Source organism: Parageobacillus toebii NBRC 107807 (genome assembly GCF_003688615.2).
In the GTDB taxonomy this organism is placed as follows: domain Bacteria; phylum Bacillota; class Bacilli; order Bacillales; family Anoxybacillaceae; genus Parageobacillus_B; species Parageobacillus_B toebii.
In genome coordinates, this window is sequence record NZ_CP049703.1 from 1,743,763 (window position 1) to 1,767,471 (window position 23,709).

At 41.5% G+C, this 23,709-nt stretch carries 25 protein-coding genes and 2 pseudogenes; 18 read left to right on the forward strand and 9 right to left on the reverse strand.

Going from position 1 to position 23,709, the window contains the following annotated elements; all coding sequences use genetic code 11:
• Window positions 1–214: 214 nt before the first annotated feature.
• Window positions 215–937 carry a FixH family protein gene (locus tag DER53_RS09005; RefSeq protein ID WP_062753606.1) on the forward strand — a complete coding sequence of 241 codons (723 nt, stop codon included), beginning with the start codon at window positions 215–217 and terminating at the stop codon, window positions 935–937.
• 98 nt (window positions 938–1,035) lie between these two features.
• The gene (locus DER53_RS09010) at window positions 1,036–2,079 is read left to right on the forward strand and encodes a YkvI family membrane protein (protein ID WP_062753604.1); all 1,044 of its coding nucleotides are present in this window, start codon (window positions 1,036–1,038) and stop codon (window positions 2,077–2,079) included.
• A gap of 51 nt (window positions 2,080–2,130) precedes the next feature.
• Here the strand turns inward: DER53_RS09010 and DER53_RS09015 are convergent, their stop codons facing one another.
• Entirely contained in the window at window positions 2,131–3,741 is a 1,611-nt protein-coding gene (locus DER53_RS09015) for a methyl-accepting chemotaxis protein (protein WP_062677472.1), read from the reverse strand.
• 141 nt (window positions 3,742–3,882) lie between these two features.
• Here DER53_RS09015 and DER53_RS09020 point away from each other — a divergent pair, with 141 nt between their 5' ends.
• The 8 genes and pseudogenes from DER53_RS09020 to queF form a co-directional block, all read left to right on the forward strand.
• Entirely contained in the window at window positions 3,883–5,397 is a 1,515-nt protein-coding gene (locus DER53_RS09020) for a spore germination protein (protein ID WP_062753602.1), read from the forward strand.
• A gap of 14 nt (window positions 5,398–5,411) precedes the next feature.
• Entirely contained in the window at window positions 5,412–6,497 is a 1,086-nt protein-coding gene (locus DER53_RS09025) for a Ger(x)C family spore germination protein (RefSeq protein ID WP_062753601.1), read from the forward strand.
• Between the two features lie 25 nt (window positions 6,498–6,522).
• Complete coding sequence (locus DER53_RS09030; protein WP_062753599.1) at window positions 6,523–7,635, forward strand: GerAB/ArcD/ProY family transporter; 1,113 nt, start codon at window positions 6,523–6,525, stop codon at window positions 7,633–7,635.
• A 176-nt stretch (window positions 7,636–7,811) separates the two neighbouring features.
• Window positions 7,812–8,477, forward strand: a complete 666-nt coding sequence (queC, locus tag DER53_RS09035; protein WP_012749558.1) for a 7-cyano-7-deazaguanine synthase QueC — start codon at window positions 7,812–7,814, stop codon at window positions 8,475–8,477.
• The gene (queD, locus tag DER53_RS09040; protein WP_012749559.1) at window positions 8,474–8,908 is read left to right on the forward strand and encodes a 6-carboxytetrahydropterin synthase QueD; all 435 of its coding nucleotides are present in this window, start codon (window positions 8,474–8,476) and stop codon (window positions 8,906–8,908) included. The genes queC and queD overlap by 4 nt, the downstream gene beginning before the upstream one ends.
• Window positions 8,909–8,910: 2 nt before the next feature.
• Window positions 8,911–9,642, forward strand: a complete 732-nt coding sequence (queE, locus tag DER53_RS09045) for a 7-carboxy-7-deazaguanine synthase QueE (protein WP_041269599.1) — start codon at window positions 8,911–8,913, stop codon at window positions 9,640–9,642.
• A gap of 28 nt (window positions 9,643–9,670) precedes the next feature.
• Window positions 9,671–9,838 (forward strand): annotated as a pseudogene (locus tag DER53_RS09050) (preQ(1) synthase); the annotation flags it as partial.
• A gap of 364 nt (window positions 9,839–10,202) precedes the next feature.
• Window positions 10,203–10,532, forward strand: a pseudogene (gene queF, locus DER53_RS09055) (preQ(1) synthase); the annotation flags it as partial.
• A gap of 67 nt (window positions 10,533–10,599) precedes the next feature.
• On the opposite strand, the gene DER53_RS09060 reads toward queF, so the two are convergent.
• From DER53_RS09060 to DER53_RS09070, 3 genes are all read right to left on the reverse strand, one after another.
• Window positions 10,600–10,776 carry a YkvS family protein gene (locus DER53_RS09060; protein ID WP_012749561.1) on the reverse strand — a complete coding sequence of 59 codons (177 nt, stop codon included), beginning with the start codon at window positions 10,774–10,776 and terminating at the stop codon, window positions 10,600–10,602.
• A 129-nt stretch (window positions 10,777–10,905) separates the two neighbouring features.
• On the reverse strand, window positions 10,906–11,499 hold the full coding sequence (locus DER53_RS09065; RefSeq protein ID WP_062753597.1) for a cell wall hydrolase: 594 nt from the start codon (window positions 11,497–11,499) through the stop codon (window positions 10,906–10,908).
• A 179-nt stretch (window positions 11,500–11,678) separates the two neighbouring features.
• Window positions 11,679–11,873: a hypothetical protein gene (locus DER53_RS09070; RefSeq protein ID WP_062677464.1), complete on the reverse strand. Its 195-nt coding sequence runs from the start codon at window positions 11,871–11,873 to the stop codon at window positions 11,679–11,681.
• A 174-nt stretch (window positions 11,874–12,047) separates the two neighbouring features.
• Here DER53_RS09070 and DER53_RS09075 point away from each other — a divergent pair, with 174 nt between their 5' ends.
• The 4 genes from DER53_RS09075 (at window position 12,048) to DER53_RS09090 (ending at window position 15,301) form a co-directional block, all read left to right on the forward strand.
• Window positions 12,048–12,671 carry a hypothetical protein gene (locus DER53_RS09075; protein ID WP_062677463.1) on the forward strand — a complete coding sequence of 208 codons (624 nt, stop codon included), beginning with the start codon at window positions 12,048–12,050 and terminating at the stop codon, window positions 12,669–12,671.
• Between the two features lie 119 nt (window positions 12,672–12,790).
• The gene (locus DER53_RS09080) at window positions 12,791–13,540 is read left to right on the forward strand and encodes a glucose 1-dehydrogenase (RefSeq protein ID WP_062677462.1); all 750 of its coding nucleotides are present in this window, start codon (window positions 12,791–12,793) and stop codon (window positions 13,538–13,540) included.
• Window positions 13,541–13,692: 152 nt separating this feature from the next.
• Window positions 13,693–13,938: a YueH family protein gene (locus tag DER53_RS09085; protein WP_062677461.1), complete on the forward strand. Its 246-nt coding sequence runs from the start codon at window positions 13,693–13,695 to the stop codon at window positions 13,936–13,938.
• 100 nt (window positions 13,939–14,038) lie between these two features.
• Window positions 14,039–15,301: an ATP-binding protein gene (locus DER53_RS09090; protein ID WP_121910041.1), complete on the forward strand. Its 1,263-nt coding sequence runs from the start codon at window positions 14,039–14,041 to the stop codon at window positions 15,299–15,301.
• A 55-nt stretch (window positions 15,302–15,356) separates the two neighbouring features.
• On the opposite strand, the gene DER53_RS09095 is transcribed toward DER53_RS09090, so the two are convergent.
• The 5 genes from DER53_RS09095 to DER53_RS09110 form a co-directional block, all read right to left on the reverse strand.
• Window positions 15,357–15,995: a nitroreductase family protein gene (locus DER53_RS09095; RefSeq protein ID WP_062753595.1), complete on the reverse strand. Its 639-nt coding sequence runs from the start codon at window positions 15,993–15,995 to the stop codon at window positions 15,357–15,359.
• A gap of 109 nt (window positions 15,996–16,104) precedes the next feature.
• Window positions 16,105–16,401, reverse strand: coding sequence for a hypothetical protein (locus DER53_RS09100; protein ID WP_147442424.1), 297 nt, complete (start codon window positions 16,399–16,401; stop codon window positions 16,105–16,107).
• A 71-nt stretch (window positions 16,402–16,472) separates the two neighbouring features.
• Window positions 16,473–16,601, reverse strand: coding sequence for a hypothetical protein (locus DER53_RS17570; protein WP_015863252.1), 129 nt, complete (start codon window positions 16,599–16,601; stop codon window positions 16,473–16,475).
• A 23-nt stretch (window positions 16,602–16,624) separates the two neighbouring features.
• Window positions 16,625–17,386 carry an alpha/beta fold hydrolase gene (locus DER53_RS09105; protein ID WP_062753591.1) on the reverse strand — a complete coding sequence of 254 codons (762 nt, stop codon included), beginning with the start codon at window positions 17,384–17,386 and terminating at the stop codon, window positions 16,625–16,627.
• A 92-nt stretch (window positions 17,387–17,478) separates the two neighbouring features.
• Window positions 17,479–18,285 carry a Cof-type HAD-IIB family hydrolase gene (locus DER53_RS09110; protein ID WP_062753589.1) on the reverse strand — a complete coding sequence of 269 codons (807 nt, stop codon included), beginning with the start codon at window positions 18,283–18,285 and terminating at the stop codon, window positions 17,479–17,481.
• A 170-nt stretch (window positions 18,286–18,455) separates the two neighbouring features.
• Between DER53_RS09110 and glcT the strand changes: the two genes are divergently transcribed.
• The 4 genes from glcT (at window position 18,456) to ptsP (ending at window position 23,700) form a co-directional block, all read left to right on the forward strand.
• A complete protein-coding gene (glcT, locus tag DER53_RS09115) occupies window positions 18,456–19,313 on the forward strand; it encodes a glucose PTS transporter transcription antiterminator GlcT (protein WP_062753587.1) in 858 nt (285 codons plus the stop codon).
• Between the two features lie 271 nt (window positions 19,314–19,584).
• The gene (gene ptsG, locus DER53_RS09120) at window positions 19,585–21,612 is read left to right on the forward strand and encodes a glucose-specific PTS transporter subunit IIBC (RefSeq protein WP_062753585.1); all 2,028 of its coding nucleotides are present in this window, start codon (window positions 19,585–19,587) and stop codon (window positions 21,610–21,612) included.
• Between the two features lie 100 nt (window positions 21,613–21,712).
• Window positions 21,713–21,979 (forward strand): phosphocarrier protein HPr, encoded by a 267-nt coding sequence (locus DER53_RS09125; protein ID WP_041269604.1) that lies wholly within the window; start codon window positions 21,713–21,715, stop codon window positions 21,977–21,979.
• Window positions 21,979–23,700: a phosphoenolpyruvate--protein phosphotransferase gene (gene ptsP / locus DER53_RS09130; RefSeq protein WP_015863258.1), complete on the forward strand. Its 1,722-nt coding sequence runs from the start codon at window positions 21,979–21,981 to the stop codon at window positions 23,698–23,700. Before DER53_RS09125 ends, ptsP begins: the two co-directional genes overlap by 1 nt.
• The last annotated feature ends 9 nt before the right edge of the window (window positions 23,701–23,709 follow it).

Here is a 23,709-nt window from a genome sequence, read left to right on the forward strand (position 1 = left end):
GAGGCATAACCTCCTTTTTCGCTCTTTTGACTTTGACTATCTTTGACTTTCTGATTTTATTATACTTTGACTATCTTTGACTTTCAAGAGTTTTTTACAAAAAAATTTGTTGTAACCGTGAAATGTTTTTGAAGGAATAGTGAATAATGTACGGATAAGAAAAAGTTATGGTATAGTTAAGTCTAGAAAATAGAGCAAAGGGGAAGTAAAAAAAATGAAAAAGCTTTCGCTGTTTTTGCCATTGATGTTAATATTGCTTTTATTTGCCGCCTGCAGCCAGCAAAAGCAAGAGGAAAAACCGGCAATGCTTGAAGTTCAACTTCAGACACCGGATCATATTGAATTAAATAAGGAAACGACACTTTCTTGTATCGTGACATACGGCGGGGAAAAAGTGAATGATGCGGATGAAGTGAAGTTTGAAGTGTGGAAACATGGAAGCGAGAAGCGCGAGATGTTAACTGCCAAAAATGATGGTGATGGCAAATATTCTGTGAAAAAGACGTTTACCGAGCCGGGGACGTATTCGGTCATTAGCCACGTGACAGCACGAAATATGCATAATATGCCGAAAAAAGATATCGTTGTTGGCACACCGAGCGATCAGCCGCAAAATCATGCAGAGGAACATCACGGTGATGAACACCATCATGCCGATGTCATGATGATGCTTCATGAAAAACAATTTTCCGTAAATAAAGAAGCGCATTTAACGGTACATATTACTCATGATGGCAAGCCGCTTGCAGGCGCTACCGTTCGTTTTGAAGTGTGGAAAGATAACGGAAAGCACCTGTTTATCGAAGCAAGCGAAAAACAAGCAGGCCAATACGAGGCAGCAACGTCGTTTCAAGAAAACGGGACATATTCTGTAAAAATTCATGTAGAAACGGAACAACTTCACGAACATCAAGTAGAGCAAATTACGGTGCAATGAAGGGATGCCCTATAGTGGCATCTTTTTTACTGCCATCTCGTCTTTATTGAACTATGTCGGCATATATATGGGAGTGAATAGTGGACAAGGAGAGGGAGATGGCAGAAGTGGCTGGAAAGTGGTCAGGAGCTTGGCAAATCGCCGCCGTTTATGTCGGCACTGTCGTCGGCGCGGGGTTTGCTACTGGAAAAGAAATTATCGAGTTTTTTACCCAATACGGAACGTCCGGAACGATTGGCATTATCATCAGCGGCATCTTGTTTACGTGGGGTGGCGCGCGCATGATGGTGATGGCACGGAAAGTGAAGGCCGCTTCTTATCAACAGTTTAACCGCTATTTATTTGGCAGGGCGATGAGCCCGGTTATTTCTATCATGATGACGGTGATGATTGTCGGAGTCACCGCCGTGATGATGGCCGGCGCAGGCGCGGTGTTTGAGGAACAGCTCGGGTTGCCGCGGCAGATCGGAATTGTGGCGACGTTATGTTTATCGCTGTTAGTCATGATGTACGATATAAAAGGGCTATTTGGAGTAAACGCCTTGATTGTTCCGATGATGGTGCTATTTAGCGCCATTGCGTTTGGAAAGCTGATTACCATGGGAGAATTGTGTGAAACGAAACTGGAAGCGGCAGACTATTCATTAAAAGCCTTTCTTTCCCCTTTTTCGTATGCGGCGTTTAATTTGGCGATGGCGCAGCCTGTGCTTGTGCCGCTGGCTTGCGAGACGGGAGATGAGCGCATGGTGCGGCGCGGCGCAGTGCTTGGCGGGCTGCTGCTTACCGGCATTTTATTAAGCAGCCATTTTGTGCTCTTATCGTTTCCATATGCAATGAATTACGATATCCCGATGGCGGAAGTGATCCGTTCGTTTTTCGCCGTTTTTTACTGGGTGTATATCATTGTGATTTACGGGGAAATTTTTACGTCTATTATCGGCGGCATTTTTGGCCTGCAGCGGCAGGCGCGCACGCTCGTTTCTATTCCTAACGTCTTGTTTTTTGCCGTGTTGTTTATCGTGCTGTATATGGTCAGCTTATTCCGCTACAGTGAGCTCTTATCATTTTTATATCCGATATTTGGCTACATCAGTTTTGCATTTCTTTTTCTATTATGGGTGCGCGAAATGCCGCGCCCGTAACAGCAGCCGTTTTCCCGCATTGACGTGGAAAAACGGCTGTTTTGTTGATGATTAGCGAAAGCGCTGTATGATTTTTTCTAGCTCATGGACGGATGCAAGCAAAACATCTGCTTCTTTAGCTAGTTCGTGAATGGCTATTGTTTGCTGTTCTAATCCGGCGGTAGTTTCTTGCACCATGTTTGTAAAATCGCTGGCAATCGCGTTAATATCGCCAATGAGCCGCTGAAGGTTTTGTCCGTTCACCGTTACCGATTCGACATGTATTTTATTTTGTTGCAGCAGCTCATTTAATTGGGTGAACATATGCTGAAATAATGTAAACGTTTCTCCCGTTTTCCATAAGGAAAGTTTTGTTTTCTCGACATGCTGCTCATTTTCTTGCACCGCCTGAACGGCATCTTGGAGTACTGATGCCATCGTTTGCAACGAAGCTAAAATTTGAGCGGCAAATGTGTTCGTATCTTCGGCGAGCTTGCGAACTTCCTGGGCGACGATGGCAAAGCCTTTTCCCGCTTCTCCTGCACGCGAGGCTTCAATCGACGCATTTAATGCCAGCAAGTTCGTCTGTTTTGTAATCGTACGAATGGACGAAATCATGTCTTGGGCGTTGGCTGCTTCTTGCGCTGCAGCATGGATTAATGCGGTTGTTTTGTTTATTTCTTGTTGCATGGTATCCATTTTTTGTTTTGTTTCTTCAATGAGACGGTTTCCTTCGTTCATCGATGTGAGAGCGCTTTTCGCCTGTGAAACGACGCGTTCTACTTCTTCTTGCATGTTTTGCACCCGTTTTACCATCTGCATGACGAAATGATTTGCCTGTTCTACTGATACCGTTTGCTGTTTTGTGCCTTCGCGAAATGTTTCCATCGCTGCCGCGATTTCATCAAACGATTCAGAAAGCCGTTTTGTTTCCAATTGCTGTTTTTCGCTGACTTGATTGACCGTTTTGACCGCCTTTGCTAGCTCGGTAATAATCGTACGGATGCCTAAAATCATTTTATTAAGTTCGTAAGCGATTTGATGAAATTCGTTTCGTTTTCGCTTTGTCCGCACTTCTGTCTGCAAGTTCCCAGAGGAAACGGAGCGGGTGGCGCTATACCAATGGCGCAGTTCAATGATGAGTGAATGATAAAAATAAAAACTGAAGATAAGGCCAATGGTAATGGTCATAGTGCACATCCATAGCGCGGATAAGGAAAAAATAGTAGTGAAAAGCAGGCTGAGAACAGCCGGGACGATGGAGAGAAGGGAAAAATATATCGGTAAATAAGGGTGGTGCATTAATCGTCCCATCCGCAAATTAAAGCGCTTTCCACTAGGATCTGTCCATAACGGACAGCTTGCATCGATCAGCACTTCCCCGGTATCCCGTTCATACACTTGCAAAAGCGGTTTTGTTGTTTTTGCCGCCTTCTGTCCTACTTCATCCGAAAAAATCCTGCCTTCCCGCAAGCGGTTCGTATGAACGAGACTGTATCCCGTTTCATCTACGATAAGAAAATACTCATCCTGTCCAAGCTGCTTGTCCAAAAACGAACGAATATGATCTAACTGCGCCTCTAACGGACGGGTGTTGTCTATGTATTGTTGCAGCTTTTCTGCCACCTCTACCGCTTTTTTTAGCGCTTGTTTCGCTCGCCGTTGTTTTGTCAGATGTCTCATTATTGCTTCCCTCCTATGTATTTGTTCCTTTTTTCAATATATACACAATATTCAGATATATCAATACCGGAATAGGAAGTGAATAAAATAAACAGCGGGTTGGAAGACTATCCCTCAAACGGCAAGTACGAGGGGATCATTATGTCCATTTTTTCCTTTTTTAAAAAAACGAAGACAAACGGTGGGGAAAAAACGCTGCAACAATTATTGAATAAGCTGCGTCAATCTAGTGATTTCATTACAGTCGAGTTTGCCGTAAACGGTCATTTGCTTGCCATTTACTATTTTGATTCGCTAGTGGACCCGAAAGTGCTGCAGCAACACGTTCTCTGCCATCTGCAAAATGATGTGCCGAAAAATCCAGATATAAAGCTGGAAGATTTGCAAAAAATCATACCGATTCAGCGGATTGAAGTAACGAACGATGTGCAGATGATCGAAGAAAAAATATTAAAAGGGTTTGTGGCTGTTCAGTTACAAAAGACAGATAACCGTGTTGCACTCATTAATATAGCAAATGAAAGTTTAGGGCTGCGGTCAAACAATGATTCAGAAAATGAATTTAGTGTCATCGGACCGAAAGTGGGATTTATCGAAAACATTGGTACTAACTTACATTTAATCAGAAGGCAAATCGTAACGCCCAATTTAGTGTTTCGGGAAATGGAGCTTGGTACAATATCAAAAACAAAAGTGGTTGTCGCGTATATCGATGGAATTACGAATAAGCAGACGATCGAAACCGTGATCCAGCGACTCGAAAATATCCATTTTGACATTATTCTTGACAATTCCCTTATCGATCAAATGCTTTCCGATAACTCGAATTCTCCGTTTCCGCTTTTTATCTCAACGGAACGGATTGACCGTGCCGTTTCTGCGCTTGCGTCTGGTCAAGTTGTTGTTCTTTGCGACGGTTCGCCATATGTTGTCATCGGCCCGTCGACTTTTTTCGATTTTTTTACTTCACCGGAAGATTATTATTTACCATGGATTCTTGGATCATTTGTCCGGCTGATTCGCGTTTTTGGCATTATGATTTCCGTGCTGGCTTCGCCGATTTATATTGCGGTATTAACGTACCATTATGAAATGATTCCGAAAGATTTGCTTGGAACGATTATCTATTCCCGTTCTAACGTACCGTTTCCGCCGGTATTGGAAGTGTTATTTTTAGAAATCACCATTGAACTGCTTCGCGAAGCGGGCGCGCGCCTGCCGACAAAAGTGGCGCAGTCGCTTGGGGTCGTCGGCGGTATTGTGATCGGACAAGCTGCGGTGGACGCAGGGCTGACAAGCACCATCATGCTCATTATCGTTTCACTTGCCGCTTTAGCTTCTTTTACGACACCGATTTTTAAAATGTCCAATACAATTCGCTTCATCCGCTTTCCCATTATTTTATTTGCGACATTTTGGGGCGGAGTCGGAATTGTTTTCGCCGTCTGTTTCCTATTAATTCATTTAGGAAGGCTGCAATCATTTGGCAATCCATATTTAGTTCCGTTTTATCCGCTGCGCATTCGCAATTTCAAAGATAGTATTATCCGTTTCTCATACAGCCAAACAGTGCAGCGACCAACGTTTCTTCGCCCGCTTTACTTGTTCCGCTATAATCCGGCGAAAGCGAAACAAAAAGACGATATCGACGAGTAAGAAAGGGGTCGAATATGAAGCCGCTTCTGGTCATTGCCGCATCGGTCTTTTTACTTGCCGGCTGCAAAAGCTCGCGCGTTATTGATGAAATTCAAATTATTCAAGAAATGGGCTATGACTTTCATGACGGAAAATATGTAGGAACGGCGGTATATCCGACGTTTAAACAAGGACCGATGACAAAGCCGAATTTATTAACGACGTCTTCGTCAACGGTGTATGATTTAATTCCCCGCCTTTCTTCCAAGTCGGCATTGCCGATTGAGGAAGGGCAGCTTCGTTTAATTTTATTTGGCAAAGAATTTGCCAAACGGGGAATTATACAAATCACCCATAGTTTGGCCCGCAACAATAAAGTGGGAAGCCATTTGCTGTTAGGTGTGTCGTCAGGAAGCGCACGTGAGCTATTGGATATTACGGCGAGCACTACTTTGAGCGATACGCTGTACTTGCCTAATCTAGTCGAACAAAATGTCCGTTCGATGAATTTGCCAAAAACGAATTTACATTTGTTTTTATATAACTATTTTTCAAAGGGAAGCGATCCGTTTTTGCCTTATTTTGAGAAAAAGGGGGATTTTGTGAAATTAGAAGGGCTTGCATTGTTTAAAGATGGAAAATATGTGGGGAAAGTGAGTTTGCGTGATTCATTTTTGGTAAAAATTTTATTAAATGAAACAAAAAAAGGAGTATATCAGTTAAAAGTAGGGAATCGGGGAAAACAAGGCGAGGACCGGGTGATGCTCGAAAATTTATTTGCGACATCCAAATATGAGTGGAAAAGGAAAGGGAACCGCCATGTTCTACATATTTTTGTTCATATTCACGCTTCTGTCAGAGATTATCCGTCTTGGCTCGATATGCCGCATAAAAATATTTTCTCTACGGTGAAAAAGAAGATGGAAGATGAAATCGAGCGCGATATTCGCCGCCTGCTCCGCTATTTTCAAGAAAAAGAGATTGACCCGCTTGGCATTGGCGAATTTGTCCGCAGCGAAACAAGGAATTGGAATGCAGACGAGTTTTATCGTGAATATAAAGATTTAGAAATCAAGCCGCATGTAACTGTCGACATTATACAAACTGGGATCGGTGAGTGACGCGAGCGGATGGGGAGGTATTTTTATGAATCAAGCAATGAAAGAGCGATTCCTTATCTCGCCCTTTTTGGTGTTTTTTCTCATTAATAGCACCCAAGTGGGAATTGGAATGCTTAGTTTTCAACGCTTGGTGATGAAAGAGGCGGGGCACGATGCGTGGATAGCTGTTATCCTAACGGGAATTATTGCCCATTTATTAATTTGGATCATGTATCAACTTTTCGCTCATTCCCCTGATGCTGAAGATATCGTTTCTATACACCAACGCTATTTCGGCAAATGGATCGGCTTTGTCTTTAATTTCGCTTTGCTTGTTTATTTCTCTTTATTAGCGTTTACGGTATTGCAAACGTATATTGAGATTATTAAAATTTGGATGTTTCCTCTGATGGGGGCATGGCAGTTCAGCCTTATTTTTTTAGCGCTGACTTATTACACCGTATTAGGAGGATTCCGCGTTGTCACGGGGGTATGTTTTTGGGGCGTCGTGATTCCGTTGCTCACCATTTTCCCAATGTTGTTTTTCCCGCTTGAATACGCCCATTATCGCAATTTGCTGCCGGTGTTTGACCATTCGATCGGTGAGATTTTTGCGGGTGCGAAAGCAATGTCGCTGCAATATTTAGGAATGGAAATGCTGATGGTATATTACCCGTTTATCCAACAGCCGGAAAAATCTCATAAATGGGCGCAATGGGGAAGTGCGTTTACGACCCTCATCTATTTAAGTATTATGCTGGTCTCGATTCTTTTCTATAATGAAGAACAAATTCAGCATATCACTTGGCCGACATTAACGCTGGCAAAAATTCCAGCAGTGCCGTTTATTGAAAGGATGGAGTACATTATCATTTCCATTTATGTGCTGGTAGTATTTCCAATTATTTGCATCGCGGTATGGTCGGCTTCGCGCGTTGCGAAAAAATTGTTTTCCATCAAGCAGCGCCGCTTTGTTCCTGTGATTTTGTTATTCTTATTTATCGGGACATTGTGGTTCGAAGAAAAAGAACAAATCGAACGGTTGAACAAATGGACCTCTACGATCGGCCTGTATTTCGTCATTTTCTATATTCCTGCTTTATACATATATGTGAAGGCAGCGAATAAAATAAAAAAAATAATGCAATCCAAAAGCTGAATGTGGTATAGTTTAAAAGGAAAAAACAGAAGAAAAATTCCGTACGAACGTACGGGAGAGGTTTCTAGAACAACCCTCTATAAAAAACTAGGGACGGCTATATCCTTAGGGGGTATAGCTTTTTTGTTTTAGAACGCCTCTTCTTCTGGAAAAATCGGAAGGGAGTGCATCGAAAAATGAAAAAGGAAAAAGCGATTGTCGTCTTTAGCGGCGGCCAAGATAGCACGACATGTTTATTTTGGGCGCTAAAGCAATTTGACGAGGTAGAAGCGGTGACGTTTGATTACGGACAGCGTCATCGCCTGGAAATTGAAGTGGCAGCTTCCATTGCGAAGGAACTTGGTGTTCCACATACGGTATTGGATATGTCGCTATTAAATCAATTAGCGCCAAATGCGCTTACGCGGAGTGATATTGCCATTGAACAAAATGAAGGGCAATTGCCATCAACGTTTGTCGATGGGCGAAATTTATTGTTTTTGTCGTTTGCCGCGGTGCTTGCAAAACAAAAAGGAGCGCGTCATCTCGTCACAGGCGTATGTGAAACGGATTTTAGCGGCTATCCGGATTGCCGCGATATATTTATTAAGTCATTGAATGTAACGTTGAATTTAGCGATGGATTATCAATTTGTCATTCATACGCCACTGATGTGGCTGACGAAAGCGAAGACGTGGAAGCTCGCCGATGAGCTCGGCGCGTTTGATTTTGTGCGGACGAAAACATTAACTTGCTATAACGGCATCATTGCTGACGGCTGCGGGGAATGCCCGGCTTGTGTATTGCGAAGACGCGGGCTTGAAGAGTATATGAAAGAAAAGGAGGGGGCAAATCAATTATGATACATCAACTTTATCCGCAAGTATTTCACAATTACCGATACGAATTGAATAAAGATATGCATATTGCTGCCGCGCATTTTATTCCTCATGAGAAAGCGGGAAAATGCGCAAACATGCATGGACATATATACACCGTGAACATTACGGTGGCGGGGGATGAACTCGACGATGCAGGTTTTTTAGTAAATTTTCAAGAGTTGAAAAAGCTTATTCATGGGAAACTGGATCATTCGTTAATGAACGAACATCAAGATTGGTTCAATGATCAAAACAGCAACGATTTTCCGACAAGCGAGGTCATCGCTCGAAAAATCTATGAAACGGTGCAAGCGTATCTTGATACAATGCCAAACAAGCCAAAGTGTTTGCAAGTGTTCGTGCGGGAAACGCCGACAAGCTATGTTGTTTATCGGCCGAAAGCGGGGAAATGATCATGGCAAAAAAAATTCCCGTGCTTGAAATTTTCGGACCGACGATCCAAGGGGAGGGAATGGTGATCGGGCAAAAGACGATGTTCGTCCGCACCGCCGGCTGCGACTACCGCTGCCGCTGGTGCGATTCCGCTTTTACATGGGATGGGTCGGCAAAAGAGGAAATCCGACAAATGACGGCGGAGCAAATTTGGGAACGGCTGTATGAACTCGGCGGTGACCGCTTCAGCCATGTGACGATCTCGGGAGGAAATCCAGTTCTCATTCAAGCGCTTGAAGAGCTTGTAGTATTATTAAAAAATAAAGGAATCCGTATTGCGGTCGAAACACAAGGAAGCCGCTGGCAAGATTGGCTGTATCATATCGATGATATAACCATTTCGCCAAAACCGCCAAGTTCAGGGATGGATACCGATTTTGCCATGCTCGATCACATTGTGGGAAAGTTGGCGGGTGCGGGAAGGGCGTCTCATATGAGCTTAAAGGTCGTCGTGTTCGATGAAATCGATTTCGACTATGCGAAAAAGGTGCACCGACGCTACCCGGACATCCCGTTTTATTTGCAAGTCGGCAATGCCGATCTAGCAGAAGCGGATGATGCGGCGCTGCGCACGCAGCTTTTGGCAAGGCTGGAGTGGCTCGTGGAAAAAGTGGCGCAGTCGAACGAGCTGAACGACGTGCGCGTCTTGCCGCAGCTGCACACCCTGTTGTGGGGGAACAAGCGCGGCGTGTAAATATAAATTTAGGAAAGGAGAAAAAACGATGGCAGGAAGAAAAGAAGAAGAGTTAAAAGATCTTACGCTATTAGGAAACCAAGGGACGAAATATTTATTCGAATACAGCCCAGAGGTGCTGGAAGTATTCGAAAACAAACATCCTGACCGCGATTATTTCGTGAAGTTCAATTGTCCGGAGTTTACGAGCTTGTGTCAATGAGGGCACACTTCAGTGGTGACACTGTCGGCTAAACCTTGTGAATTCAGGGGAAGAGAATAAGGAAGAAAACCAACTTCTTTATCTCTTAGAACCTTATTTCTCCAACCCTGAGCCAAGCCTCAAATTTAGGGGGAATGCAGGAGACTAGGAAATCCAAATGTTCTCTAAATTTGAGGAAGGTGCAGAGACTATCGAAATCACTCCAACATGAAGCGAGTAAGAGTAGTGTTGGAGGAAGAGAGTAGAGTACACCATGATGATGTAATATACATCATTATGGTGGAAGCGCAAGGGTTCTTATTCAATATCGCAGTTGAATAAGAATAAGATATAGTCCACCTGTTTGTTAAAACAGAGGCCAAAAACCGGACAACCGGACTTCGCGACGATTTACATTAGCTACATTCCCGATAAAAAATGCGTCGAAAGCAAATCGCTGAAGCTGTATTTATTCAGCTTCCGCAACCACGGCGATTTCCATGAGGATTGCGTCAATATTATTATGAACGATTTAATTAAAGTGATGGAGCCGCGCTACATTGAAGTATGGGGGAAATTTACACCGCGCGGCGGCATTTCGATCGATCCGTATTGCAACTGGGGACGTCCAGGAACGAAGTATGAAAAAATGGCGGAATATCGCTTAATGAACCATGATTTATATCCGGAAAAAGTAGATAACCGCTAAAATGCGCATCTTTATATAAAACAGTCAGAGGCTGTTCTAAGTGAAAGAACAGCCTCTGTTTTCGTTTTTACTCAATAATTTTGTAATTTTTATGATTGACGACGGTCCGTTCTTGTAAATCCAATTCTCTATAATTTTCCATATACGTTAAATCAACGATGACAGAATTTTCATTGACTTTTTCAACGATTCCGCGCAATCCATTTTTAAACTCGATAATGTCGCCAACTTTTGCTTTTTTCATATTCATTCTCCTTTTTTATTTACTGTGTTTGTTATAGTTTGCCTTATTTTCTTTTTTAAGTAAAGGGGGCTTTGTCTCTTTTTTTATCATTTCTTAATAAAGAAAGGAGCTTGTGACAAAGCTCCTTTCTTACTTGGCAAATACGTGATTTCCAATGACAATGGTGACCTGCTTAGAGCGCAGCCATTTGCTTTTCGCCGTTTTTGGATTATAGAAGTACACTGAACCATTTCCTAAACCGCGAAAAGCAAGTGCTTCTTCAACGGCGCGACGTGATTCACGGTCTGCCGGTTGATTAATCGTTCCATTTTGTACCGGCGTGAATGCATAATGGCCGCCAGAGCGCTCATAAATAACATCGCGAATCGTATTTGGGAAATCAGGATGATCGACTCGATTCAACACGACAGTTGCTACGGCTACTTTTCCTGCATATGGTTCCCCTTTTGCTTCTGCGTGAACGAGACGGGCTAATAAATCTTTTTCACTTGCAGAAATCGTTGTTTTAGGAATAACTAACTTTTCACCAGGAAATAATAGATCTGTATACTTATCATTTTGTTTTTGTAGCTGTTTTAATGGTACGCCGTATTGTTTTGCAATGTTCCAAAGCGTTTCTCCAGGTTTTACTGTATGAGTTGTAGCTGCACTAGCAGCATGGCCTCCAAATAAAAATGAACTACAAAAAATGGATGCTAGCATCCACTTCCTTATCTTTTTCATAAAATTCCCTCCTTCTTGTTAACTCGCTACTAGAGTAACAAGGATTTTTGATTCTATCATCATCTAAATGTTGGAAAATTGCGTTTTCCGTTGATATTGCTAGTTTCATAGGGGGTATGGAAATTTTTTCGGCACAGAAAAAACGCCGATTTTCGCACTGGAAAATCGGCGTTAATTGATTAGCTTCGAGGTTTTTCGAGATAATGGTAAATGACGTCTCCTCCTCGCTGAGCAATGCCACGGAAATGTTTAAAATCATTTTGTTTTACAAGAACGTTGCGAAACGTGAGAAAATCTTCTTTTTTTACTAGTAGTTCTGAAATTGTTCCATTGCGCAATTCATCGAGAAGTTTAGCGGCTAATTTTTCATCCACCGTTTGTTCACCTCAACCGATGAATGTTGTCACAAATATTATGGTACCGCAATAGTGTTTTAGGATAAATACCCATTTTTTTTAAGGCAAACACCCTTTGCTTGTTTTCACATAAAATATGGATGGGTATGTATCATAATCATACCTTAATGAAAAAATGAAGGGGAGAGGAATATGAGTCACTGGAATTCGTATAAGGATGATCCATTTTTTTATGAACAGGACCATAATCATAATGAAGAAGAAAGAGTAGAGAACAACATGCAGTGGCCAGAAAACAATGCACCGCAAAATGTACAAATGCCAGCTGCACCAATGGAGAATGTGCCAATGCCACCTGTACAAATGCCAGCTGCGCAAATGCCTGTTGCACCAATGCCAATTGCTGTCTATCCTTTTCCATCAATGTGCGGCTGTCCTCCTGTGACCTGGTGCTGTCCGTATCCGATGGCAGAAGCAATGCCAATGCCATCGTTTGCAGATGACGGTTTTGATGGCCCGGATATGGCACCACAAACGATGCCGCTTGGGATGGAAAATGCACCGAACCCGACGATGGGGGATACAGATCCAATGAGTGAAGATCCTGATTCTGTTGCACCAATGACAATGCTGACTCAAGGAACGTTTGCACCGTCTCCAATGTTTCCGGTCGCAGGGATGGCTCCAACCGTTCCATTTCCTATGTGCGGTCCAATAATGCCAGGGCCGACAGCGTATTATACACCAGCTCCTTACTACGGTGGAGCGGCGCCATACAGTCCATTTTTCTCAGCTCCTTATGTTCCATATCGGTAAACATCCAAAAAGACCGCTATGTTGCTGCGGTCTTTTTTTGATGAAGAAAATAGATAACTATAAACAGTTTTGATGGTATACTTTTGTTAGAAAAAAACGAAGAGAAAGGCTGAAAAACGATGAATTTTTCAAGAAAAGTGGTTATCGTAACTGGAGGAGCAAATGGAATTGGAAAGTCCATTGTTACGATGTTTGCGGAAAAAGGAGCGAATGTCGTGATTGCTGATATTGCGGAAGAAGCAGGAGAGAAACTCGCTTTAGCGTTGAGGGAAAAAGGACTCGAAACTCGTTTTGTTCCAACCGATGTTCGAAAAATAGATGAAATAGCGCGCCTTATGAAAGTAACGTTTGAAACGTATGGTTGTTTGCATTATTTAATTAATAATGCGGGTGTGTCAAGATGGAAATCTCCATATGAGTTAACGGTGGAAGAATGGGATGATGTGCTGAATACAAACTTGCGAAGCGTCTTTTTTGGATCACGTGAAGCCGCGAAATATATGCGCAAAAATAAAACAGGCGGAGCGATTGTAAACATTGCTTCAACAAGGGCGCTTATGTCTGAGCCGAATTCGGAAGCATACGCCGCGTCGAAAGGCGGAATTTTATCGTTGACTCATGCTTTAGCCGTTTCGCTTGCCGATGATCGTATTCGTGTGAATGCCATCAGTCCAGGATGGATTGAAACAGGGGATTATGAACAGTTGCGGGAAATCGATCATACGCAGCATCCAGCCGGGCGTGTCGGCAAGCCGGAAGACATTGCGCGCGCTTGTCTTTATTTGTGTGATGATGAAAATGATTTTATTACAGGGGCAAATATTGTCATTGACGGTGGAATGACGAGAAAGATGATTTATGCTGAGTAAAATTTACATAATTATCAAGTTCATCTTTTGTTTAATAATAAGCATAAATATCCATTTCTAGGAAAAATTATAAACCGATTTGAATTGAACGGTGGACATTGATTTGTTAAAATATACGAAATGTAAGATGCTATAAAGGATGGGGTATCAAGATGAAAATTCGCAAAGCAGTATTATTCGATGAACGGACGCCCATAAATGTTTACATTTACGAAAATAAAAAAGAAGAATATATTGTGGTAGCCATTCCTGATCTTGAGTGGTCGTTTTTGATCCGCTATGAAGAAGAAACAGAAACATTAAAAGAACGGTTAGTATCATCATTGACAAAAGCAGTTCCAAAAGAACATGTAGAAATGCTTGTAAATAAATTGTTATATTGGGTGCACGAAATGTAAATGATTATAGTAAAACCACAGCGGATGAGAAGGCGGTGGGGCTCTTTTTAGCTTCGCCGCTTTTTCAATATGATTCCGCAAGTTAGGAGTTCGATGATACGTGTTCACAAAATCGAAGATTATTATGTTTTATTTATTATTTAGCGTATGTTGGATTATAGTAACCGATATCATACTTCATTTCTTTCATTTTCACCGCGATATGTATTTAATGATTAGTACGGCAAAAGGCGGAGTTTTTATTCTTCTTTCTGCTATTTTTCTTTATAAGATGTTAAAAAAGAGCGAACAGTTGCAAAAAACGGCAGAGAATGAGCAACAGCTTTCTACGTTGATTAACTCTATGCCTGATTTTGTTTGTTTTAAGGATAGTGAAGGCCGTTGGCTGCGCGTAAACGATTTTGGACGACGGCTTTACCATTTAGAGAACGTGGAGTATAAAGGGAAAACAGATCGCGAACTTGGTGAAATCGTTCCGTTTTTTAAAGAGGCATTTCAAGGCTGTATCGAATCGGATAAAAAAACTTGGGAAAAAGGAACATTAACTCGCAGTGAAGAATCATTTCAAACTCCTGATGGTGAAACCAAAACATTTGATGTCATTAAAGTTCCGCTTTTTGAGGAAAACGGAGCACGAAAAGGATTGCTAACGATTGGCCGCGATATTACCCAGCAAAAGCTGGCGGAAGCATTGCTTCTAAAAAAAGAAAAGTTATCTGTGTTAGGAGAACTTGCCGCAGGGATCGCTCATGAAATTCGCAACCCATTAACATCGATGAAGGGGTTTATACAAGTCATGCAAGAAACCCGGCAAGTGAACGACACATATATTAACATTGTATTGAGTGAATTGGAGCGGATTAATCAAATTGTTAGTGAGCTTTTAGTGTTGGCGAAACCGCAAAGCCATGATTATAAACCGTTTTTTCTTAGCGATGTGATTGGATATGTGGTCAATTTAATTGGACATGAAGCAACATTAAACAATGTTTATATATCGTTAGAAAACAACATACCACAAGCATGTATTTATGGGGATAAAAACCAAATCATTCAAGTTTTTATTAATATTATGAAAAATTCCATTGAAGCAATGCCGGATGGAGGAACGATTCATCTGCGGGTATGGAAGGAAAATCAAACAATCCATATTACGATTTCTGATACAGGTATCGGTATTTCCAAAGAACGGCTTCAAAAAATTGGTGAACCGTTTTTTACATTAAAAGAAAAAGGAATGGGACTTGGATTAACAACAAGCACGAAAATTGTGCAGGAACATAAAGGAACGATCGAAATAGAGAGCGAAGTTGGCAAAGGGACAACCGTGCATTTGTCTTTTCCAGCTTATGAAAAAAGATGACCAAACGACATTGGTCATCTTTTTTCATTTCTGCTGAACAAAGCAGGCGTCCGAATTATCGTTCTACCCAAGTAGTAATTGCTTCAATAGGCAACCGTGTTGTACGGCGGGCGGGGGCGATGCTTTTTCCGATTGTAATGAGCATAACTGGAATATAGCGGTCAGAAATATGAAATTCTTGTTTAAATTGTTCAGCGTTGAAACCGCCGATTGGGCAAGTTGCCCATCCTTTTGCCGTCGCAGCTAGCATAAGCTGCATGGCTGCAAGCGAGGCGTTGCTAAATGCTGCGTCACGAACGTATTCTTTATTTTTGTACGCTGCTTCAATTTGTTGTGCAATTCTTTCTTTTATTTCTGTAGCCATTACCCCCTCATTTACTAACGGATCATATACTGCATCGGTGTTTCTATTTGCTTCTAAATCACCTAATACGGCAATGACAGCAGAAGCGTCGACAATTTGTTGTTGGTGATAGGCAATTGGATATAAACGTTGTTGCGCTTCTTTTCCATGAATAATAACAAAATGCCAGTGCTGCAAATTCCATGCTGACGGTGCTTTTCCCGCCAATTCAATGATTTCTCGCAATTCTTCCTTACTTATAGAAACATTCGGGTCGTATTTTCGTGTGGATTGCCGCTCGTTAATGACAGTAAAAAAGTCTTTTGCGGGTGTATGAATAGCATTTCCCATGTTGTTCCCTCCATTTTATTATGCGATTTAAAAGGATAATTAACTAACTTTTTGTAACTAAAATGGTTTGTTATCATCGTAAATTTATCTTTTGTTTTTGTCAATTTTTTTATCGTGGGAGCCGTCGAATTTTTTGGCGCACTCTGGCATATTTAGATAATGATTGGATTAAGTGCTTGGCCGTATTAACAAAACTGGCCAGTGCCGCGTTGGGAGCAAAATTCGCTAGGTTTTCTTGGAATGGTTTACTTTCTGTTGTCGCCGGAATGGTTTCCCGTGGTGAAGCAACACTGATTATTGCTGGAATTGGATTGAAGACAAAGCTGTTGTCGCCTGATTTATTTACTGTTTTTGTGTAGTAGTTCTTGTAGCAATGCGCACCTCCGTTATTAAAGGCGATTTTCATGCGAAAGCAAGCCGCTATACAGGCGGAGTAACAAAAATGAAGGAGGCGAATGATGTGCCTCCTTTGTTCTTTCACGAACGATTTTTTTTCGCTTGTTTTGCCGTATCAACACTATCTTTTGCCATCTCCGCCTCTGCTTTAGAAACGGTTGGGTTAGCTACTTCTTGGCTTACTTTATTTTGCCGCCCTTTTTTTGACATTGTTTTTCCTCCCTTCTTCCATTTTACGTTATACAGTATGTCTTCAAAATCCCGTTTAATTCGCAGTGATGTTTGGTTGGAATTTGATGGCGTGCGTTTTCAATATAGATGATTTTCGCATGGGGGACATTTTTCCTGAACAGCTTCTCATATGGATGCATATAGTAATCTCTGGCGCCATAAATAAGAAGGATTGGCATGCGCAACAATGGAAGGCGCTCCGTACAGGAATATGTTAACCCTTTTTCGTACATGTTTACTAAATCTTTTTTATTGACCAATCGCACATATTGTTTTATTTCTTGTTGTCCTTTTTTATTTTTTTCATGCGATTTGGCTAATACGTTTGCAAGTAAAGAAATAGCGCCGATTTTTGCTGCATAAATGCCAAGCAAGAATTCATAGCGCAATAAAGCAGTACATACTTCAGAGAATCCGCCAATTAAAATGAGCTTTTTTACTTTATGAGGATAGCGTAAGGCAAATTCTAACGCAATGGATCCACCGTTAGAATAGCCGCAAATAATCGCTTGCTTTACGTCAAGTGCATTGAGTAAGCGACAAATATCATCAGCTAGCAGCGGAATCGTAATCGGACGATTCGACGGACTGCTTTTCCCATTGCCGCGCATATCATACATGATGATGCGGAAGTGGCTTGATAAAGATTGTTGATGACGGAAAACGATATGACCCATTCCAGGTGGATGAATGAATAAAATTGGTGTACCGCTCCCCATCTCTTCATAGTAAAGACGAACGCCATCTTCTACAATATATGGCATAGTAAACCTCCTGTTTGCACGACTACTCATAGTATGAATCTAAATAGGGAAAAATATGAAAAAAGAGCTGGCGTTTTTTAGTGAGCCAGCTCTTATTGCATCATATTTGGTGTAGGAATGTCTTTAAGAATCATGTGTATCCCTTCACTTACTGAATTGATCACATATTGTGCTTCTTTTTTTACATTAGGATGAGCATGAGACATGGCAAAGCTGTAAGGGGTTAGACGAAACATTGGAGTATCGTTAAACGCATCGCCGAAACAAGCGATTTCATTCGGCTGCAGGCGAAGATGTTCCATTAAAGTGCGAACCGCATTTCCTTTGCTAATGTTTTTTGGCATAATATCAAGACAGTTCGGTTCTGAAATAAACGTATCGATGTGATTGCCAAACTGACGCGTTATTTTTTGTTCGAATTCGACAATTTGTTCATTTGTTGCTAATACAGTAATTTTCGACGGATGAATATCTTTGCCGATGGAATCAAGGATGTTTGGACATTCATATAGCCCATAAAATAGACGTTTTTCTATTTCCGCTGTATTTTCGTTCGTTTCTTCAATAAAATATGTATTTTCATTGCAAACGAGTACAATCGCTTCCAATTCCTTTGCTTGTCGATAAATTTGTTGTGCTAGTTGCGGAGAAAAAGTAGTTGCATGAAGCGGCAAATTCGTTTTTGTGTAAATGAACGCACCATTTTGACTAATACGATGCGCTTTTTGTTCCAATTCTTGCAACACTTCTAAAATTTCATTATCCATTCGGCCGGATGCAATTGCAAAATCAATTCCTTGTTCCACTGCTAATTGAATGGCGAGTTTATCTTCTTTTTTAACGTGGTTATCCAATCCAAGCAGCGTTCCGTCCAAATCGCTGACAATCAGTTTAATCAATGTTGTTCCCACCTTTCCTTCCCAATTGTAACATGCTTTTTATAGGGGAGAAAAATGAATATACTCACATTTCGTTGTTAAGAAAAAATCCATATTTATTCATTGACGATTGAGAGATCGTTGCGTAATATGATAATATTGCAAACGTTTTATTAAGGGAGTGGGGCTTTGTGACAGAGTCCTTTCGTGTGGAAAAAGTGCTGAATAATAACGTGTTAATTGCTTCACATCCAACGTATGATGAAGTAGTATTGCTCGGAAAAGGGATTGGATTTGGAAAGAAAAAAGGGGATTATATTGAACAAAGTGCCGTTGAAAAATGGTTCATTTTAAAAAATGAGCGGGAACAAGAACAGTATAAGAAATTGCTGCCGGAGCTTGACGAAGAATTTATCGGGCTGATGAACGAAGTAATCCAGCACATTAAACAGCGAGTCAACGCTCCGTTAAATGAACATATTCACGTTGCACTTACTGATCATATTTCGTTTACGCTAAAGCGATTAAGGCAAGGCCTTGATTTAAAAAATCCGTTTTTAGTGGAAACGAAAAGCTTATATCCGCTAGAATATGAAATTGCATGTGAAGTTGTCGACATGATTAACCGAAAATTAGGAGTCGAGCTTCCGGAAGGAGAAGCTGGGTTTATCGCGCTACATATTCATAGCGCAATTTCGAAACAAAGCCTTTCTGAAATCAATCAGCATTCACAATTAATTACCAAACTCGTTCAAATTGTCGAACAGCAGCTTAATATCAAGATTGACCGCAACAGCATTCCTTATTTGCGGTTTGTCCGTCATTTGCGTTACGCAATTGAACGCATAAAAAAAGGAGAAAAAGTCGAAGAACCAAAAAAATTGTCGAAAATCTTGAAAGAAGCGTATCCACTATGCTATAATACTGCATGGAAATTAATAAAAGTGATGCAACAAACGTTACAAATGCCAGTAGACGACGCAGAAGCGGTTTATTTGACAATGCATCTGCAAAGACTTGCTAAAAAGGAAACAGAAACAATAGAATAAATTTGTCTCGCTTTACGTGTTACTGATTCGATCAGGCATGAGTAAAGAAGACAAAATAGGACAGGCAAGAGGAGTCACTATTCCTCTTGTTGTAAGCGTTCTATTTTTGTCCTTCTTTGCTCATGCCTTTCGTTTTTATTTGCATGTTGTCAACAAGTCTGATGTCTAGCATGTTCTTTTTTAAGAAAAGAGCAAAACAATTTCTATTTGTCGTACATGAACATAACGTTTGTTGCAAAACTTATATACAAAGAAAAAGGAGGGTATTAAAATGAAAAGAGCATTTGGTACGCTGCAAAAAGTCGGTAAAGCGCTTATGTTGCCAGTGGCGATTTTACCGGCGGCAGGAATTTTGCTTGCTTTTGGTAATGCCTTAAAAAACCCGGCTTTAACGGATAAAATTCCTGCCTTAAAAGCAGATTGGGTCGTGCTTGTTTCCAATGTGATGGAACAAGCAGGCGGCATTGTGTTTTCGAACCTTTCGCTCCTCTTTGCGGTTGGGGTGGCGATTGGACTAGCCGGCGGTGACGGGGTTGCCGGACTTGCTGCAATTATTGGTTATTTAATTATGAATATCACCATGAGCGTGATATTAGGCGTTACGCCGGATATGGTCGGCGACAATCCGGCATTTGCGAATATATTAGGAATTCCGACATTACAAACTGGCGTATTCGGCGGTATTATTGTCGGTATATTGGCTGCTTATATGTATAATAAGTATTTCAACATTGAATTGCCGCAGTATCTTGGCTTTTTTGCCGGAAAACGATTTGTGCCAATTATTACAGCGGCATCTGCGGTATTGCTTGGAATTGTTATGACATGGGTATGGCCGCCGATTCAGCATGGTTTAAATGCGTTTTCCCACAATATGATTGACGCGAATAAGGCATTAGCAGCGCTTATTTTCGGGATTATTGAGCGTGCGCTGATTCCGTTTGGACTGCATCATATTTTCTACGCGCCATTCTGGTTTGAATTTGGCGAATATGTCAATAAGGCCGGACAAGTAGTGCGTGGCGACCAAAAAATCTTTTTCGAGCAATTAAAAGATGGTGTAGCATTAACAGCGGGAACATTTATGACAGGAAAATTCCCATTCATGATGTTTGGCCTTCCAGCAGCGGCGCTGGCGATTTATCATGAAGCACGTCCAGAAAACAAAAAAGTGGTAGCTGGTATTATGGGTTCAGCCGCTTTAACTTCGTTTTTAACAGGGATTACGGAACCAATTGAATTTTCCTTTTTATTCGTTGCACCAGCGTTATTTGCGATTCATACGATTTTTGCGGGATTATCCTTTATGGTTATGCATTTATTAAATGTAAAAATTGGGATGACTTTCTCCGGTGGGGTTATTGACTTCTTGCTATTCGGTGTATTGCCGAACCGGACAGCATGGTGGCTTGTCATTCCAGTCGGATTAGTGTTTGCGGTTATCTATTACTTCGGATTCCGCTTTGCGATCCGCAAATGGGATTTAGCAACACCAGGACGTGAAAAAACGACAGAAGAAGAGTCAACAGTAAAAGCAGAAGCGGACGATCTTCCATACGAAGTGTTGGCGGCGCTTGGCGGTAAAGAAAATATTGCTCATTTAGACGCGTGTATTACACGTTTGCGTGTTTCGGTCAACGATATTAAACAAGTTGATAAAGACCGCTTAAAAGCGTTAGGCGCAGCGGGCGTTTTGGAAGTCGGAAACAATGTACAAGCGATTTTCGGACCAAAATCCGATATATTAAAAGGACAAATTAAAGATATTATGGAAGGCCGCGCTCCATCACGAGTGAAGGAAGAGCCGCAAAAAACAGCGGTTCAAGAAACAAAAGAATCGGCCCAAGTGGAGGCAATTGCTTCACCGCTTTCGGGAGAAATCGTTCCACTTTCTGAAGTGCCAGATCAAGTCTTTTCACAAAAAATGATGGGTGACGGTTTTGCGATTATGCCAACAGACGGAACAGTGGTTTCTCCTGTTGATGGAAAAATTGTGAATGTATTCCCGACAAAACATGCGATTGGTATTGAGTCTGTTGGTGGGCATGAAATTTTAATCCATTTTGGTATTGATACGGTCAAATTGAATGGCCAAGGCTTTGAAGCTCATGTTAATCAAGGAGACGAAGTGAAAAAAGGTCAGCCTATTTTAAGCGTTGATTTAGAGTATGTGAAAAATAATGCTCCTTCTATTGTGACACCAATTATTTTTACGAACTTGCAGCCGAATGAAAGCATTCATGTCAAAAAGCAAGGTGCAGTAACAAAAGGAGAAGATCGCATCGTTGAAATTAGTTAACAAGGCGAATTTTCTGATTAAAGATTTTTTTAATTGAATGTAGTTACTATTATTTGATATTATGACAAACGAAAAAATAAGGAAAAGGGGAATGACGACAATGACTGAAAAAGTGTTTACAGTAACTTCAGAATCTGGAATTCACGCTCGTCCAGCAACTATACTTGTACAGACAGCAAGCAAATTCAACAGCGATATTCATTTAGAATACAACGGAAAAACGGTAAACTTAAAATCGATTATGGGCGTTATGTCTTTAGGAATTCCAAAAGGCGCTGAGATTAAAATTACTGTGGAAGGGGCAGATGCAGCAGAAGCAATGGCAGCATTAACGGAAACATTATCTAAAGAGGGTCTTGCACAATAATGATAAAAACCATTCAAGGAATTGCTGCATCGAGCGGTATTGCCATCGCAAAGGCATACCGCTTAGAGACCCCTGATTTTGTTGTAGAGAAAAAAGTTGTTTCCGATCCGCAGGCAGAAGTTGCACGTTTCGAAGCAGCAGTGGCGAAAGCAACAGAAGAGCTAGAAATCATCAAGCAACATGCTTTGCAACAATTAGGGGAAGATAAAGCTGCGATTTTTTCTGCTCACCTGCTTGTATTAAATGATCCAGAATTATTAAATCCAGTCAAAGAAAAAATTAAGACAGAGCAAGTGAACGCGGAATACGCGTTGAACGAAACGGCGACGATGTTTATTTCCATGTTTGAAGCAATGGATAATGAGTATATGAAGGAACGCGCCGCTGATATTCGCGATGTAACGAAACGTGTACTTGCTCATTTACTTGGAGTTACGATTTCCAATCCAAGCCTTATTTCCGAAGAAGTTGTGATTATTGCCGAAGATTTAACTCCATCCGATACAGCTCAATTAAACCGCCAATACGTAAAAGGGTTTGCAACCGATATCGGAGGACGTACATCCCATTCTGCCATCATGGCGAGATCGATGGAAATTCCAGCTGTTGTCGGTACGAAACAAGTGACAGCAGAAGTTCAAAATGGTGATGTTGTGATTATCGATGGATTGGATGGACAGGTTATTGTCAATCCATCGGATGAGGTGCTCGCACAATATGAAGAAAAACGCGCTCGCTATGAAGCGCAAAAAGCAGAATGGGCAAAACTTGTACATGAAAAAACAGTGACAAGCGACGGGTATCATGTGGAACTAGCTGCTAACATCGGTACACCAGATGATGTCAAAGGAGTGCTCGAAAACGGAGCCGAAGGAATCGGATTATACCGCACGGAATTTTTATACATGGGCCGTTCCGAACTGCCAACAGAGGAAGAACAGTTTGAAGCGTATAAAACAGTGCTTGAACGAATGGAAGGAAAACCTGTTGTTGTTCGTACGCTTGACATCGGCGGGGATAAAGAGCTTCCATATTTGGATCTTCCAAAAGAAATGAACCCGTTTTTAGGATTCCGTGCCATCCGTCTTTGCTTAGAAATGCAGGACATGTTCCGCACGCAGCTTCGCGCTTTGTTGAGAGCGAGCGTATATGGCAATTTGAAAATCATGTTTCCGATGATTGCAACGCTTGATGAATTCCGTCAAGCGAAGGCGATTCTTTTAGAGGAAAAAGAAAAATTGCAGCGCGAGGGTGTACCAGTGGCTGACGATATTGAAGTCGGCATGATGGTGGAAATTCCGGCGGCAGCTGTACTTGCCGACCAATTTGCCAAAGAAGTAGATTTCTTTAGCATTGGCACCAATGACTTAATTCAGTATACGATGGCAGCAGACCGCATGAACGAACGCGTTTCATATCTTTACCAACCGTACAATCCAGCGATTTTGCGCCTTATTAGCAACGTCATTGATGCTGCGCATAAAGAAGGAAAATGGGCTGGAATGTGCGGCGAAATGGCAGGCGATGCGATCGCCATTCCGATTTTGCTCGGTTTAGGGCTCGACGAGTTTAGTATGAGCGCAACTTCTATTTTGCGCGCACGTTCGCAAATGAAAAAATTATCAAAAGAAGAAGCGGCGCGCTTTAAAGAAACCGTCCTCTCGATGAGCACAGCGGAAGAAGTAGTTGCATTTGTGAAACAAACATTCCATATAGAATAAATCAATTAG

Excerpts from the sequence above, each read along its gene's own strand:
- DER53_RS09005 (WP_062753606.1), top strand. The coding sequence starts at position 215 with ATGAAAAAGCTTTCGCTGTTTTTGCCATTGATGTTAATATTGCTTTTA.
- DER53_RS09010 (WP_062753604.1), top strand. The coding sequence starts at position 1,036 with ATGGCAGAAGTGGCTGGAAAGTGGTCAGGAGCTTGGCAAATCGCCGCC.
- DER53_RS09015 (WP_062677472.1), bottom strand. The coding sequence starts at position 3,741 with ATGAGACATCTGACAAAACAACGGCGAGCGAAACAAGCGCTAAAAAAA.
- DER53_RS09020 (WP_062753602.1), top strand. The coding sequence starts at position 3,883 with ATGTCCATTTTTTCCTTTTTTAAAAAAACGAAGACAAACGGTGGGGAA.
- DER53_RS09025 (WP_062753601.1), top strand. The coding sequence starts at position 5,412 with ATGAAGCCGCTTCTGGTCATTGCCGCATCGGTCTTTTTACTTGCCGGC.
- DER53_RS09030 (WP_062753599.1), top strand. The coding sequence starts at position 6,523 with ATGAATCAAGCAATGAAAGAGCGATTCCTTATCTCGCCCTTTTTGGTG.
- queC (WP_012749558.1), top strand. The coding sequence starts at position 7,812 with ATGAAAAAGGAAAAAGCGATTGTCGTCTTTAGCGGCGGCCAAGATAGC.
- queD (WP_012749559.1), top strand. The coding sequence starts at position 8,474 with ATGATACATCAACTTTATCCGCAAGTATTTCACAATTACCGATACGAA.
- queE (WP_041269599.1), top strand. The coding sequence starts at position 8,911 with ATGGCAAAAAAAATTCCCGTGCTTGAAATTTTCGGACCGACGATCCAA.
- DER53_RS09060 (WP_012749561.1), bottom strand. The coding sequence starts at position 10,776 with ATGAAAAAAGCAAAAGTTGGCGACATTATCGAGTTTAAAAATGGATTG.
- DER53_RS09065 (WP_062753597.1), bottom strand. The coding sequence starts at position 11,499 with ATGAAAAAGATAAGGAAGTGGATGCTAGCATCCATTTTTTGTAGTTCA.
- DER53_RS09075 (WP_062677463.1), top strand. The coding sequence starts at position 12,048 with ATGAGTCACTGGAATTCGTATAAGGATGATCCATTTTTTTATGAACAG.
- DER53_RS09080 (WP_062677462.1), top strand. The coding sequence starts at position 12,791 with ATGAATTTTTCAAGAAAAGTGGTTATCGTAACTGGAGGAGCAAATGGA.
- DER53_RS09085 (WP_062677461.1), top strand. The coding sequence starts at position 13,693 with ATGAAAATTCGCAAAGCAGTATTATTCGATGAACGGACGCCCATAAAT.
- DER53_RS09095 (WP_062753595.1), bottom strand. The coding sequence starts at position 15,995 with ATGGGAAATGCTATTCATACACCCGCAAAAGACTTTTTTACTGTCATT.
- DER53_RS09100 (WP_147442424.1), bottom strand. The coding sequence starts at position 16,401 with ATGAAAATCGCCTTTAATAACGGAGGTGCGCATTGCTACAAGAACTAC.
- DER53_RS17570 (WP_015863252.1), bottom strand. The coding sequence starts at position 16,601 with ATGTCAAAAAAAGGGCGGCAAAATAAAGTAAGCCAAGAAGTAGCTAAC.
- DER53_RS09105 (WP_062753591.1), bottom strand. The coding sequence starts at position 17,386 with ATGCCATATATTGTAGAAGATGGCGTTCGTCTTTACTATGAAGAGATG.
- ptsG (WP_062753585.1), top strand. The coding sequence starts at position 19,585 with ATGAAAAGAGCATTTGGTACGCTGCAAAAAGTCGGTAAAGCGCTTATG.
- DER53_RS09125 (WP_041269604.1), top strand. The coding sequence starts at position 21,713 with ATGACTGAAAAAGTGTTTACAGTAACTTCAGAATCTGGAATTCACGCT.
- ptsP (WP_015863258.1), top strand. The coding sequence starts at position 21,979 with ATGATAAAAACCATTCAAGGAATTGCTGCATCGAGCGGTATTGCCATC.